Below are 13,071 nucleotides of genomic sequence, written 5' to 3'. Positions count from 1 at the left end.
TTCCGGCTAGGCTGCCAGACTCATGAAGCGCACGACGTCCTCTGGTTCGAGTTGCACGCGAACGCCCGCCCGGAGCGCATCGATGCCGAGCCGTTGGAGATCCTCGTTGAAGTCCCCGAATGCCGGCGACAATGGAATGGCCTCGATGCCCTCGGCGTTCGCCCGTTCAATCAGCGTGTCCCGCGCGCCGTCACCAGCCGGATCGTCATCGCGGACGATATAGAGCCGCCGCAAATTCGGCGGGAACAGGATGGCGGCCAGATGTGCTGCCGAGAGCGCCGGCGCCATCGCCATGTCGGGCAGGACTTGCCGGAGCGACAGCATGGTCTCGATACCTTCGCCTGCCGCCATCACGGTGCCCGGCACACCGATGCGGACGGCAGCCCCAAGCAGATCGCCCATCGCCTTGCGCGGCGTGTCGATCGGCGCTTTGTCCGAGCCGTCTGGCGCGAGCCAGGTGCGGTGCGCGCCGGTGATCTTGCCGGTGAGGTCCGTGACGGCAGCGATCATGGCTGGCCAGACTTCCGTCGGGCCATCATCGGGTTTGTAGTAGCAGCGGGGATGGAAACGCAGGTTTCCGGTTCCGTGCAGAAACGTAATGCCGCGTCCGCGCAGATACGTTTCTACGATGGTCCCGGTGATCGGCTGCGTCATGGCGATGAGCCGACGTGCCGCTTCGGCAGATCCTGATGGCGCTGGCGCCAGGCCGCGACGTGGTGCGGGCTCCGGTTCTGGATGTGGCAGACTGAGGAAGGTGCGGGCCGCGTCGGCTACGCCGGTGAAGTCGATGAGGCCGAGCGATTCACGGATCACGTCGAGAAGATCGCCATGTTCTCCGGTCGCGGCGTCGGTCCATTTTCCTGCGCGGCCCTTCGGGCTGTCCTTGAGCCGCACGAACATCGAGCGACCCTTGGCGTTGCGGACGTCGCCAACCTGCCAATAGTTGCCCTGGCGCTGGCCGTTGGAGAGATAATGACGGCAGACCGCCTCGGCCTGACGGCCGAGACGATGAGCCAAATCGGAAGCGTCCTGCCGTGCCATCACGCTGCCTCGCGCTCGCCGATCCGCTCGACCGGATAGGTGTCGAGCAGCTTGCCGAGGATGGCGGGACCGGAGGTGTCGACCGGAACGAAGAAGCGCAGCTTCCATGAGATGATCTCGCTGAAGAGGCCGTAGGCGCGCAGGCGATCCCGCATGGCCTCGGTGAAGCCCGACAATTCGACCCGGTTCGCGCCCATGACGCGCGCGCGGTGAAGCTGGAGCCCATCGGCCAGGTCGAGGATGGTGCGGCCGTCCACCAGAGCGGCGTAAGCCTCGTCGCTGGTGAGATTGGTCGTGCCGGTAGAGGCGGCGTTCGCGGCCCAGGCGGGCGAAACCCGCCGCCCGATGATGCGCTCGCCATCGTCGGTCTGGAGCCGATAGACGCGCGTCGACTCGTTCGGCAGACGCTTCCACACGGGCAGGAGCAAACCGCTGACCATGTGGATCATGCCCTCGGTGTAAGCTGGCACCTCGGCGACTTCGCGCTGCCAGATGGCCGCGAACGTGCCGCGATCCGCCTCCTGCCAATGGCTGTCGTCCATCATGGCGCTGGTCGCGTGATGTTGTTCCATAGGGCGGATCAGCCGGACGCGGCGTTCGATCTCGCCATCGTCGAGCATGATGGATGGCGCTGGCACCTGGACAGCAGCTCGTCCCGAACGCGCGTTGACGAGCAGCCGAGCATGCGGATCGTCGAGCCAACCGAGCGCCGTATCGAGTGTGGTCGGCCGATTTCGACGACGCTCGGTTATGGCGAGCAGCCGCGTCTGCGCGTCCGTTGCCGGGTGGGTGTAGATGGTCGTGCGCTCGGTGACGACGAGGCTCTCCGCCGTCAGCGTTTCCAGCCCGACATCATAGACGCCGCTGGCGATGGCCCCGGTCACCTTGGCGTCGAGCAATTGCTCGAAGGCGGTGAAGAGGATGCCCTGAAGCTCGATGGTGAGCGCCAGAAGGCGGTTCAAGAAGGTGGTGATCGCCGGCAGCTCATCCTTGATGCCACTTTCGTCCGTCAGCTTGAGGCCGGTCGTGGACTCGAAGCGCCCCAGCGAGCAGCCATCGACCTTGCCGCGCACGATCAGGAGATAGAGCTGGCGCAGCGCAGCGCGGGCGTAGCTCGATTCCAGATTGTCCTCGGGACGAAATAACCCCTGGCCGCCGGTCTGGCGCTGGCCGCGCGTGATGGCGCCAAGCGTATCGAGCCGGCGCGCGATCGTGGACAGGAAGCGCTTTTCGGCTTTTACGTTCGTGGCGATAGGACGGAAGAGCGGCGGCTGTGCCTGGTTGGTGCGGTTGGTGCGACCGAGGCCCTGAATGGCGGCATCGGCCTTCCACCCCGGCTCGAGCAGATAATGCACCCGCAGGCGCTGGTTCTTCGCCGACAGCTCGGCGTGATAACTGCGGCCTGTGCCACCCGCTTCGCTGAACACGAGGATGCGTTTCAGGTCGTCCATGAAGGCGGCGGTTTCGGCGAGGTTCGCCGATGGTGCCCGGTTCTCTACGGCGAGGCGTTCACCCTTGCGGACGATGCGCCGGGAGCGGCCCGTCACCTCGGCCACTATGTCGGTGCCGAAGCGCTGGACGATCTGGTCGAGCGCGCCGGGGACTGGTGGGAGCGATGCTAGGCGTTCGATCAGCTCGTCGCGGCGCGCGACAGCTTCGCGGCTGTCGACGGGTTGGCCGTCGCGATAGACCGGGCGCGAGGACAGATTGCCTTCGCCATCGGTGAACGGCTCGTAGAGCTGGACCGGGAAGGAATGGGCCAGATAGTCCAGCACATATTCGCGCGGGGTGATGTCGACGCGAACGTCGTTCCATTCCTCGGTCGGGATCTCGGCCAGTCGGCGTTCCATCAGCGCTTCGCCGGTCGAGACGATCTGCACGACGGCGACGTGTCCATCCTCGAGATCGCGCTTGATGGAGCGGATAAGCGTCGGGGTCTTCATCGACGTGAGCAGATGGCCGAAGAAGCGCTGCTTGGCGGATTCGAAGGCCGAGCGCGCGGCGGATTTGGCCTGCCGGTTCAGCGTGCCGTCGTCGCCGGTGATGTTGGCGGCCTGCATCGCGGCATCAAGATGGTTATGGATGACTGCGAACGCGCCGGCATAGGCATCATAGATGCCGCGTTGCTCGTCGGTCAGCGCGTGCTCGACCAGCTCGTATTCGACGCCATCATAGGAGAGCGAACGCGCGGTATAGAGGCCGAGCGAGCGAAGGTCGCGGGCGAGAACCTCCATGGCAGCAACACCGCCGTCCTCGATCGCTTCGACGAATTCGGCGCGGGTGGCGAAGGGAAAATCCTCGCCGCCCCACAGGCCGAGCCGCTGGGCATAAGCGAGATTGTGAACGGTGGTTGCGCCGGTGGCGGAGACATAGACGATGCGCGCGTTCGGCAGGGCGTGCTGGAGCCGGAGGCCGGCGCGTCCCTGCTGCGAAGCGGCAACGTCCCCGCGTTCTCCCTTGCCGCCTGCGGCATTGGCCATGGCATGGCTCTCGTCGAAAATGATCACTCCGTCGAAATCGGAGCCCAACCATTCGACGATCTGCCGGACGCGCGAAACCTTCTCACCACGGTCGTCGGAGCGCAGCGTGGCGTAGGTTGCAAATAGGACGCCTTCCGACAGCGTGATCGGCTTGCCCTGGGCAAAGCGCGACAGCGGCGTGACCAGCAGGCGCTCCATGCCGAGCGCGGACCAGTCGCGTTGCGCGTCCTCGATCAGCTTGTCGGATTTGGAGATCCAGACAGCCTTACGGCGATCGCGCAGCCAGTTGTCGAGGATGATGCCGGCAGATTGACGGCCTTTGCCCGTTCCGGTGCCGTCGCCGAGCATGAAGCCGCGGCGGAAACGCACGGCATTCTCGGCGTCGGTCGGCACGGCCTGGACAAGATCGAAGGTCGCATCGACCATCCACGTTCCGGCGAGAAAGTCCGAATGGGCTTCGCCGGCATAGATGACGGTTTCGAGCTGGGCGTCCGACAGCAAATCGGTGATGCCCATCGGTAGCATCGGCCGATAGGCAGGCTTGGGCGGCGCGATGCTCGCCATGGCCGCCGATTGCACCAGCTTGGTCGGGTGCGCCTGAGAGCCGAGAATGCGGATCGACTGCAATCCGTATTCTTCATAGATCGCGTCCGTGAGGTGCACGCCCTCGGTCGGCGTCCAGTCCACGGTGTCATAGGCGAGTTCGACGCCTTCAGGGTCGATGGACGGCGGTGCAGCCGGACGCGCTGTGGTAGCGCGCGCGAGATAGCCGCGCACGGTGCGCGGCGCTGAGCCCAACATGGGTGGCGCGGATTCGGGCAGAGCGACCGGCAGGCGCGGTGGAACCTCCGCCTCGATCCAGGCGAGCAGCGTGGCGACGTCGGGCGCGATACCAGTGGAAGCCGGGAACGTGGCCGGCTCTTCGGCGGGCAGCTTGTCGATGACGGTGAGCCGCGTCTCGATGGTCGTGCCGTGCCTGGCATAGAGCGAGCCGTCGATCGCCGCGGTGAAGACGACGCGGCCGCGCTCCTGCAGCCGCACGAAGGAGTCGCGCCATGCGGGCTGCTCGGGACCGAAGTTCGCGCCGGTGATCGCGACAAGACGCCCGCCGTCGGCGAGCCGCGCCAGCGCCGAGGCGACATGGCGAGAGGCGGCGTCGGGCACGCGGCCGGAGACGTTCGCCATCACCGAGAATGGCGGGTTCATCAGTATAACGGAAGGAATGGCGCTGGACGGGAGGTGATCGTCGATCTGGGCAGCATCGACGCGCGTGACGGGACAAGCGGGAAAGAGCGCGGAGAGCAGATCGGCACGAGTTTCCGCCAGCTCGTTGAGGAGCAACGAACCGCCGCTGATCTTGGCGAGGATGGCGAGCAGGCCTGTGCCGGCCGAGGGCTCCAGCACGACATCGCGCGGGGTGATCGCGGCGGCGGCGATGGCGGCGAGGCCGAGCGGGACCGGCGTCGAGAATTGCTGAAGCGCCTGGCTCTCCTCGGAGCGACGGGTGTGCGTCGGCAGGAGGCCGGTGATTTTCGACAGGGCGGAAAGCCGTGCAACCGTAGTGTCGGCTTTATTGAAAAGCGCACATCCGAATTTGTGCAGAAACAGGACGGTCGCGCATTCGCAGGCTTCATACGCCGTCTTCCAGTCCCAGGCTCCGGTCGCGTCGGAAGCGTCGAAAGCGGTCTCCATGGCGGCGCGGAGATCGGCGCTGCCGATCCTTTGCCCGCGTTCGAGCAAGGCGAGAAGTCGATGGGCGACGGCGATGATGGCGGACGCACGTACGATGGGCGCAGCCGGAACGGCCACGGGTGACATGATGTTCATGGATCGGAACCTCGGGAGAGCGGGAACGGAAAGCCCGAACGGCGCTCTCTCTCGACCACTCGGACTCAACTCGTCCCGGCAGCCCTCTCACTCTCGAAACGCTCTTCGCTGCCGGCACGAAAAAAGCGCCCCGGCCGATCGTCGGGGCGCTTTGAAACGTCAGGTCCAGTGTCCGTCCGTGATCTCGCTGGCGATGAGCATCCGCGCCTTGCGGATCAGGTCATTGCCGCAGGTGTCGATGTGCCCGAAGAACCTGGCGCGCGCGCCGTTGGCGGTCCAATCGGCATAGGTGCAGTATTCACGGGTCTCGGCCCGGAATGCCCGCATGTCGCTAGCCCAATGGGGCTTGGGCTCGATGACGACGGTGATGCCGTCTCTGGTCTCTGGCCAGGGGAGCGACCGCTCGGAAGGTGGCCGCTCGTGATCGGCTGCGAAGATGGCCTTGATGTCCATCATGGCGCTTCTCCCGATGGGTCGGGATGCACGAAGCCGCCGGGATCATCGGGATCGGGCGGCAGATAGGCGTCATAGGGATTGCCGTCGGCGAGATGGCCGAAGGGGGTGAAGACGAAATCGCCATCGTCTCGTCCCACCGCGCAGATGACGTAACGCGGAGTGCCGGTCGCAGCGTCGAGGCATTCCATGAGCGCGAGGTTGCCGTCGCCGGCGGCGCGCAGCAGGGTCTGAAAATTGGTCTGGGCGAAGGAGGGGATGCTCATATCCGGTCTCCCGCGTCGGTGATGGTCTCGGCGAGCCAACCATCGGTGTAGATCCAGCCTACGGTCTCGCCGGTGGCGAGATCGAGGACATGCGCGCCGCCGCCGAAGCCGTCGAGCCGGGGCTTCGAGCAGGTGCTGGCATATTGGAAACCCCAGCGGCCGGTCAGGTCGAACTCCGTGGCGCAGTGCTTCACGAACTGGATCAGACACTCGGGATCGCCGGTGACGTCATCGCGCATCCAGAGCTGGGTGCCGCCATGTTCGGGCTGGATCGAGAGGAGAAAGCCCTCGGAGGGCGGTTCCTTCGACGCGCCAACGTCGGACAGGCGGTTGTAGAGGTTGAGCGCGCGGGCGGCGTTCTCGGGCGTGCCGACGTCGAGCAGGCACGAGAAGTGGGTGAAATAGTCGGCCATGAGAGGCTCCTGAAACGAAAATGCCCGGCCCGTTCGGCACAGCCGTTCAGGCTGTCGACCTCGGGACCGGGCGGATGAAAGATTGGGGTGGGATGCGCGGGGCGAACGGAGCCGCCCCGCGCTATTCGGCGGCGACGGCGTGCTGGAACTCATCCTCGTCGTCAGCGGTGTCTTCGTCCTCGCCGTCCTCGGTGAGGAAGTCCGGCAGGGCGGTGTCTTCGCCGGTATCTGCCTGATCGTCGGGCTCAAGCTGATCGCCATCGAGGGACGCCAAGCGCAGTGGTTCGGGTAGCCAGTTGGTTTCCGCCAGAAGGCGCTCGGCTTCCTTGGCCATGTCGCCTTTCTTCATGTGGTCGATGAGTTGGGCGGCCCGCTCGCCGGCGGCCTCACGGACGGCTTCGAGAATGCGGAGTTTGGTCACGCGGCCGAGATAGTTGCCGACCGTGGGCTTCCAGCCTGCGGCCACCATGTCCATCCCGGTCGCCCGCGCGAGCCGATCTGCCTGTGCCAGACGCACGTCGAGACCGTGCTGGCTGACGCCCGAGCCTGAATAGGGGTTCGGACGCTCGAACAGCGCGTTGACGCCGTAGCTGACGCAAAGCGCCAGCAGCTCCATGCGCGTGCCGTCATCGATATGGGTCAGCCATTCCCAGAGCGCCCGATCGTCAGCGGGGACGTGATCTCCCCAGCGTTCGTGACGATCGTTGACCGCCTGCGCCGATGGGCTGTCCTTCAATTCCTCGGACTGGGCCGAGAAGAAGATGTGGCGGACATTGGCCTCGAGGCAGCCGGTCGGGTTGGTGTGGATGAAGGTGTCGCTGAGAAGCTTGTGCAGCAACAGGGTCATCGCGACGTGCGGATTTTCCGCCAGCGCGTTGCGCAGCGCCAGGGTGCGATGGGCCGTCAGCTCGATGACGAGCCGTTCAGGCAACGGCTTGATGCCGTCTTCCTCATCGTCCTCGGGCTCGGCAGGCTTGCCGCCGATGGTGATGACTGCACGCTGGACGGTCGGCGTATCGGGCTGGTCGCCGCGGGACGGCTCGGCATCGGGCTCGGCCTGGCTCTCGTCCTCGGCACGGACATAGCCGCGGTCGATCGACAGTGAGCCGTCGGCGTCGATGCTGACGAAGGCGCCGGCGATCGCGATGACGGCTGGATCGTAGCTGACCGGGCGGTTCTCGAAGGCTTCCAGGGCCTGTTCGATTTCACCGAGGCGCTGATCAATCTCGTCGGGCAGTTCGTCGGCTTCGGAATATTCCGCTTCGATCCGGTCATATTCCTCGCGTAACGCCTCGCGGGTCGCGCGTTCCTCGTCGGTCAGGTCGACCGTGTTGCCGGAGAGTTCACGCAGACCATGGTCGTGGCCATAGGGGAAGCTCACCGCGACCTCGATCCACTTCCAGCCTTCCTCGGCGACCTGATCGGCGGCTGTCTTCAGCTTCTCGGCCACCATGCGGTCGAGCAGGACCGGGTCTTGCAGCCAGCCGCCATCGTCGGACTGGAACAGATCACGCAGCATGATGCCGCCGGCGACCTCGTAGGCGTCGACACCGACGAAGACGGCCCGTTTATCCGAGGCGCGAACCGCGGTCTCGGTCAGCATCCGCCGGATCTGGTAGGGCTCCTTCTGCCAGCTATCCTTGATCGCGTCCCAGACCTGTTCCTGACGGGCATGGTCGGGGCTGACGGTGAAGGCCATGAGCTGTTCGAGCGTCATACCGTCTTCGGCATAGATCTCGAGCAGGGTCGGCGAGACGGAGGTGAGGCGCAAGCGCTGCTTCACCACGGTGCCGCTGACGAAGAAGGCGGCGGCGATGGCCTCCTCGGTCATGCCCTTGTCGCGCATGGCCTGAAAGGCGCGGAACTGGTCGAGCGGATGGAGCGGCGCGCGTTCCATGTTCTCGACCAGCGACACCTCGTCGATCAGGATGTCGCTGTTGGCGTCGCCGATGACGCAAGGGACCGGAGCGTTCCTGACCAGGCGCTTCTGCTTCACCAGCAATTCGAGCGCGCGATAGCGGCGGCCGCCGGCGGGCACCTCGAACATGCCGGTCTCATTGCCCTCACCGTCGAGGACCGGGCGGACATGCAGGCTCTGGATGAGGCCGTGCCGGGTGATGGACTCGGCCATTTCCTCAATCGAGACGCCGGCCTTGACGCGGCGGACGTTGGACTGGCTCAGCACCAGCTTGTTGAAGGGGATGTCGCGCGCCGACGACAGGATGATCTTCTGAACGGCAGTTGCCATGGACTTTACTCCGCGACGGGCGTCGAGAGCCTCTCTCTCGACCTCCAACCCGTCACGAAGCGAAGCGCCGCCCTCTCACTCTAAGGAGGGCAGCGCCACAGAAGCGGAAAGACGTGAAGCTGGAAACCCGCTTTCCCGCCTTTCCGGTTTTCAGGTCGATCATGCCGCCTGTCGTTCGTCGTCGGCCGAACCGAGATCAGGGCCGAGATCTGCGTCCGGCAGGAAGCCGAGCAGCCAATCGGCCGCCTTGCTCGCCTGGGAGGCAGCGCGGACGATGGCGCGATTGTCTTCGCGCAGCACCTCCAGCCAGGAGCCGATATAGTCAGCGTGGCGGACGGTGGGCGTGATGCCGAGCGATGCGCAGCAGAAGGCCGCGTTGATCTCGGCCACCAGCTCCTCGAAGGCGTATTTCCTGGTGCCGAAACCGCCGGCCAGGTCGCGGCCAAGCCGGGAGGCATGGCCGGTGGCGTGCCCCAGTTCGTGCAGGGCCGTGCGGTGCCAGTTGATCGGCTCGAAATAGGCCTGCGGCGGCGGCACCTGCACATAGTCGTGTGCCGGCACGTAGTAGGCACGATCGCCGCCGATGCGGAAGTCGATGCCCGTCGCTTCGATCAGAGCCTCGACGCGCGGCTCGATGAGACCGGGTGGTGTGGGTGGAGCGACGGCAGTGATGTCCTCCGGCAGACCGTCGCATTGCGCGGCGTTGAAGACGGTGAAGCGCTTGAGGAACGGGATCGCGGCGGCGTCCTCGCCGGTCTCTCTCGCGCGGCGCTTCTCGTCCTCCGACGTGAAGCGGTCGGCATAGACGACGGTCGTGCCGTGTTCGCCCTTGCGGACATTGCCGCCCAGTGACAGCGCCTGGCGGAAGGTAAGCCAGCTCTGGCCGGGAAAACCGTGCTGGATCACAGCGCCCCAGAGGATCAGCACGTTGATGCCGGAATAGTGCCGCCCGGTCGCGGCATTGCGCGGCATAGCGAGCGGCGCCTTGGCCGCGGCCGAACCCCATGGCTGGACCCAGGGCGCACGGCCAGCTTGCAGCTCGACGATGATCTTGCCGGTGATGTCGTCGTAGAGGCTCGCCCGGCAGGAGCCGGCGCGTGCGTTGTGACTTTTCCTGAACATCGAGGTTCTCCGCGACGGGCGCCGGAAACCTCTTCTCCAGCCCTCAACCCGTCACGGGAAACCCGTCCGCACTCTCACTCTAATGGGGCGTTGCGGGGGATCTCCCCGCAGAAGGGGTCGGGCGAGACCTTGGGCTCGACCGCAGGGGAAGGCTTTTCCCCTCCTCACATTCGAATCATAATGTGATCAGCCAGCCCAATAGCTTCGATCTGGCATGTGGGATCATTTGAAAGCGCCAAACCGCCGCTACGCTATCCGAAATTGCGCGTTGAGCTGCTTACATAGTGCTTACATGGTGGGGCGTGCTTGGGCGTGTAAGCAAAGAGCCTCCCGAAGGAGGCTCTCTAATCCACTGCTTTTCCTAGGAAAACTGGAGCGGGCGAAGGGATTCGAACCCTCGACCCCAACCTTGGCAAGGTTGTGCTCTACCCCTGAGCTACACCCGCTCGCCGCGGCTCGTCACCGCAACGGCGCCTATATGGCCGATGCTCGCGGCGAATGCAACAGGCAAATCGCGATCTTTTTTCAGCTCTTCCTCCGCACCCCGGCAAAGCCCGGATTTCCGCGAATGAACGCCTGGGGAAGCGGTGGCCGGGCTTGTCTTGGCGCCGGGCTTTGCCCATAAACCCTGCAATCGAACAATTTTGACGAAGGCGGCCATGACCGGCGCGACGAATCCTAGGACCAAGGCCGACCTGCTCGCCTTCCTCGACACGCTCGGCATCGCCGTCCGGACACACGAGCACCCGCCGCTCTACACCGTCGCCGATTCGCAGGCGCTGCGGGGGACGATTCCCGGCGGCCACACCAAGAACCTGTTCCTCAAGGACAAGAAGGACAGCTTCTTCCTCGTTACCGTCGATGAAGAAGCCAGCGTCGACCTCAAGCAGATCCATCACCTGATCGGCGCGTCGAGCCGTGTCTCCTTCGGCAAGCCGGAGGCGCTGATGGAGCTCCTCGGCGTCGCCCCGGGCGCAGTGACCGTCTTCGGGCTGATTAACGACACGTCGGGCAGGGTCAGGCTGGTGCTCGACAGCGCCCTGATGGAAAACGCCCTGATCAACGCCCACCCGCTGACCAATGAGGCGACAACCTCGATCGCGGCCGCCGACCTGTTGCATTTCGTCAAGGCAACCGGCCACGATCCTGTTATCTTGAAAGTCACCGGCTGATCGCCACATGGTGGCCTGACAGCGGCGCGGTCGGGTGGCCGATGGGCACAGAATACACAGCGGAAGAACCAGTATGAGCAACGAGAACAACCCCTTCGGCGGCATGAGCAGCCAGTATGCGACGAACGTACAGTTTGGCGGCGCCCCCGCCGGCGGTGCTGCACCGGCGGCCGATCTGATCAAGGACACCACGACCGCTGCCTTCAGCGCCGACGTCATCCAGGAATCGCGCAACCAGCCGGTGCTGGTCGACTTCTGGGCGCCATGGTGCGGCCCGTGCAAGCAGCTGACGCCGGTGATCGAGCGCGTCGTCCAGGCTGCGGGCGGCCGCGTCAAGCTCGTCAAGATGAACATCGACGATCATCCCGCGATTGCCGGTCAGCTCGGCATCCAGTCGATCCCGGCGGTCATCGCTTTTAAGGACGGCCAGCCGGTGGACGGCTTCATGGGCGCCGTGCCCGAGAGCCAGATCCGCGACTTCATCGACAAGGTCGCCGGCAAGAATGGCGGCCAGCCGCAGATCGCCGAAGCGCTTGCCGCCGCCACCGAGGCGCGCGACGCAGGCGACCTGCAGACCGCGGTGCAGATCTATGACGCCGTGCTCGAGCAGGCCCCCGACAACCTCGATGCCATCGCGGCGCTTGCCGATATCCTCTTCGAGGCCGGCGACGTTGCCGGTGCAAACGAGGTGCTGGCGCGTGCGCCCGAAGGCAAGCAGGATGCGCCGGCACTGGCCTCCGTGCGTGCCCGAATCGCGCTTGCGGAGGAGGCCGCCGCCCTCGGCGATTCCGCCGAGCTGGAGCGGCGGCTGGCGCAGAACCCCGGGGATCACCAGGCGCGCTTCGATCTCGCCATGATCCAGAATGCAAACGGGCAGCGCACCGAGGCGGCCGACAGCCTGCTCGCCATCGTCAAGGCCGACCGGACCTGGAACGACGACGGCGCAAGGGCCCAGCTGCTCAAGCTGTTCGAGGCCTGGGGCTTCACCGACGAGGTGACGCTGGCGACGCGGCGCAAGCTGTCGTCGCTGCTGTTTTCGTAACGGTTTGTCGCAGGCGCCCTTGCGCTCGACCGTTACGGCCCCAGATGAAGGGGTAGCCAGCTGAGGACCAGATGCAGGCAGGAAACGCGCATTACAGGCTCGACACCGATCTGCCAACGACGCTGGCGGTGTTCCCGCTGACGGCGGCGCTGCTCCTGCCGGGCGGTCGCATGCCGCTCAACATCTTCGAGCCGCGCTATCTGCAGATGATCGACGACGCGATTGCCGGATCGCGGCTGATCGGCATGATCCAGCCGTCGCTCGACGGCACGCTGCGTCCCGACGGCGAACCGGCCCTGTGCCCGGTCGGCTGCATCGGCCGCATCACCTCTCTCGCCGAGACCGGCGACGGCCGTTACCTGATTTCGCTGCAGGGCGTCTGCCGGTTCCGGGTCAGCCAGGAACTGGCGGTGAAGACGCCATTCAGGCAATGCAAGATCACCTGCTTTGGCGCCGACCTCGGCGAGGACAAGGCCGGAGCGGATGTCGACCGGCCGGCGCTGCTCAAGGCATTCCGCACCTATCTCCAGGCCAACGAACTCGAGGCCGACTGGGAGAGCGTCAGCCGCGCCGACAATGCCATCCTGGTCAACGCGCTGTCGATGATGGCGCCATACGGGGCCGCCGAAAAGCAGGCGCTGCTCGAAGCGCCCGACCTCAAGACCCGCGCCGAGACGCTGATCGCGATCACCGAAATGGCGCTGGCGCGCGAAAACGAAGATTTCGGGTCGAGCCTGCAATAGGCGGGGCAACCAGGAGGCTGGAATGGTCGAGGCCAACAAGCGCGACATCGACGTGAAGCTGCTCGAACTGCTGGCTTGTCCGCTGACCAAGGGACCGCTGAAGTGGGATGCCGAGCGCGGCGAACTGGTGTCCAGGCTCGCCCGCCTCGCCTACCCTGTTCGTGACGGCATCCCCGTGATGCTGCCCTCAGAGGCGCGGCAGATTCCGGACGAGGCAGCGCCGAAAGGCGCTCCGTCCTTGGACTGAATTTAAGCTTCCTTCCA

12 protein-coding genes and 1 tRNA gene are annotated in these 13,071 nt (G+C 65.5%); 4 read left to right on the top strand and 9 right to left on the bottom strand.

All coding sequences use genetic code 11. The annotated features are described in order from the left end of the window. Positions 1 to 6: 6 nt before the first annotated feature. The 9 genes from O1Y97_RS04295 to O1Y97_RS04255 all read right to left on the bottom strand — a co-directional run bounded on the left by O1Y97_RS04295 (position 7) and on the right by O1Y97_RS04255 (position 10,511). Complete coding sequence (locus O1Y97_RS04295; protein ID WP_318763208.1) at positions 7 to 1,041, bottom strand: DUF7146 domain-containing protein; 1,035 nt, start codon at positions 1,039 to 1,041, stop codon at positions 7 to 9. Next, entirely contained in the window at positions 1,041 to 5,348 is a 4,308-nt protein-coding gene (locus O1Y97_RS04290; protein WP_318763207.1) for a strawberry notch family protein, read from the bottom strand. The genes O1Y97_RS04295 and O1Y97_RS04290 overlap by 1 nt, the downstream gene beginning before the upstream one ends. 159 nt (positions 5,349 to 5,507) lie before the next feature. Continuing rightward, positions 5,508 to 5,804 carry a hypothetical protein gene (locus O1Y97_RS04285; RefSeq protein ID WP_318763206.1) on the bottom strand — a complete coding sequence of 99 codons (297 nt, stop codon included), beginning with the start codon at positions 5,802 to 5,804 and terminating at the stop codon, positions 5,508 to 5,510. Further along, positions 5,801 to 6,067 carry a DUF6117 family protein gene (locus tag O1Y97_RS04280; protein ID WP_318763205.1) on the bottom strand — a complete coding sequence of 89 codons (267 nt, stop codon included), beginning with the start codon at positions 6,065 to 6,067 and terminating at the stop codon, positions 5,801 to 5,803. The genes O1Y97_RS04285 and O1Y97_RS04280 overlap by 4 nt, the downstream gene beginning before the upstream one ends. Further along, complete coding sequence (locus O1Y97_RS04275) at positions 6,064 to 6,480, bottom strand: hypothetical protein (protein WP_318763204.1); 417 nt, start codon at positions 6,478 to 6,480, stop codon at positions 6,064 to 6,066. The genes O1Y97_RS04280 and O1Y97_RS04275 overlap by 4 nt, the downstream gene beginning before the upstream one ends. Before the next feature lie 121 nt (positions 6,481 to 6,601). After that, positions 6,602 to 8,728, bottom strand: coding sequence for a ParB/RepB/Spo0J family partition protein (locus tag O1Y97_RS04270; protein WP_318763203.1), 2,127 nt, complete (start codon positions 8,726 to 8,728; stop codon positions 6,602 to 6,604). A gap of 159 nt (positions 8,729 to 8,887) precedes the next feature. Further along, positions 8,888 to 9,850 (bottom strand): ArdC family protein, encoded by a 963-nt coding sequence (locus tag O1Y97_RS04265; RefSeq protein ID WP_318763202.1) that lies wholly within the window; start codon positions 9,848 to 9,850, stop codon positions 8,888 to 8,890. A 371-nt stretch (positions 9,851 to 10,221) separates the two neighbouring features. Beyond that, a tRNA-Gly gene (locus O1Y97_RS04260) sits at positions 10,222 to 10,296 on the bottom strand. Then, positions 10,287 to 10,511 (bottom strand): hypothetical protein, encoded by a 225-nt coding sequence (locus O1Y97_RS04255; RefSeq protein WP_318763201.1) that lies wholly within the window; start codon positions 10,509 to 10,511, stop codon positions 10,287 to 10,289. Before O1Y97_RS04255 ends, O1Y97_RS04260 begins: the two co-directional genes overlap by 10 nt. Between O1Y97_RS04255 and O1Y97_RS04250 the strand changes: the two genes are divergently transcribed. From O1Y97_RS04250 to O1Y97_RS04235, 4 genes are all read left to right on the top strand, one after another. Then, positions 10,510 to 11,022: a prolyl-tRNA synthetase associated domain-containing protein gene (locus O1Y97_RS04250; RefSeq protein ID WP_318763200.1), complete on the top strand. Its 513-nt coding sequence runs from the start codon at positions 10,510 to 10,512 to the stop codon at positions 11,020 to 11,022. The genes O1Y97_RS04255 and O1Y97_RS04250 overlap by 2 nt on opposite strands. Before the next feature lie 73 nt (positions 11,023 to 11,095). Then, entirely contained in the window at positions 11,096 to 12,064 is a 969-nt protein-coding gene (gene trxA / locus O1Y97_RS04245) for a thioredoxin (protein ID WP_318763199.1), read from the top strand. 71 nt (positions 12,065 to 12,135) lie between these two features. Next, on the top strand, positions 12,136 to 12,807 hold the full coding sequence (locus tag O1Y97_RS04240) for an LON peptidase substrate-binding domain-containing protein (protein ID WP_108606227.1): 672 nt from the start codon (positions 12,136 to 12,138) through the stop codon (positions 12,805 to 12,807). Between the two features lie 22 nt (positions 12,808 to 12,829). Continuing rightward, positions 12,830 to 13,054 carry a Trm112 family protein gene (locus tag O1Y97_RS04235; RefSeq protein WP_183263387.1) on the top strand — a complete coding sequence of 75 codons (225 nt, stop codon included), beginning with the start codon at positions 12,830 to 12,832 and terminating at the stop codon, positions 13,052 to 13,054. The last annotated feature ends 17 nt before the right edge of the window (positions 13,055 to 13,071 follow it).

It is taken from the genome of Aminobacter niigataensis (assembly GCF_946995915.1).
In the GTDB taxonomy this organism is placed as follows: Bacteria; Pseudomonadota; Alphaproteobacteria; order Rhizobiales; family Rhizobiaceae; genus Aminobacter; species Aminobacter niigataensis.
This window is presented reverse-complemented; position numbering and strand designations above follow the sequence as displayed.

Excerpts from the sequence above, each read along its gene's own strand:
- O1Y97_RS04295 (WP_318763208.1), bottom strand. The coding sequence starts at position 1,041 with ATGGCACGGCAGGACGCTTCCGATTTGGCTCATCGTCTCGGCCGTCAG.
- O1Y97_RS04240 (WP_108606227.1), top strand. The coding sequence starts at position 12,136 with ATGCAGGCAGGAAACGCGCATTACAGGCTCGACACCGATCTGCCAACG.
- O1Y97_RS04290 (WP_318763207.1), bottom strand. The coding sequence starts at position 5,348 with ATGAACATCATGTCACCCGTGGCCGTTCCGGCTGCGCCCATCGTACGT.
- O1Y97_RS04285 (WP_318763206.1), bottom strand. The coding sequence starts at position 5,804 with ATGATGGACATCAAGGCCATCTTCGCAGCCGATCACGAGCGGCCACCT.
- O1Y97_RS04255 (WP_318763201.1), bottom strand. The coding sequence starts at position 10,511 with ATGGCCGCCTTCGTCAAAATTGTTCGATTGCAGGGTTTATGGGCAAAG.
- trxA (WP_318763199.1), top strand. The coding sequence starts at position 11,096 with ATGAGCAACGAGAACAACCCCTTCGGCGGCATGAGCAGCCAGTATGCG.
- O1Y97_RS04270 (WP_318763203.1), bottom strand. The coding sequence starts at position 8,728 with ATGGCAACTGCCGTTCAGAAGATCATCCTGTCGTCGGCGCGCGACATC.
- O1Y97_RS04235 (WP_183263387.1), top strand. The coding sequence starts at position 12,830 with ATGGTCGAGGCCAACAAGCGCGACATCGACGTGAAGCTGCTCGAACTG.
- O1Y97_RS04280 (WP_318763205.1), bottom strand. The coding sequence starts at position 6,067 with ATGAGCATCCCCTCCTTCGCCCAGACCAATTTTCAGACCCTGCTGCGC.
- O1Y97_RS04265 (WP_318763202.1), bottom strand. The coding sequence starts at position 9,850 with ATGTTCAGGAAAAGTCACAACGCACGCGCCGGCTCCTGCCGGGCGAGC.
- O1Y97_RS04250 (WP_318763200.1), top strand. The coding sequence starts at position 10,510 with ATGACCGGCGCGACGAATCCTAGGACCAAGGCCGACCTGCTCGCCTTC.
- O1Y97_RS04275 (WP_318763204.1), bottom strand. The coding sequence starts at position 6,480 with ATGGCCGACTATTTCACCCACTTCTCGTGCCTGCTCGACGTCGGCACG.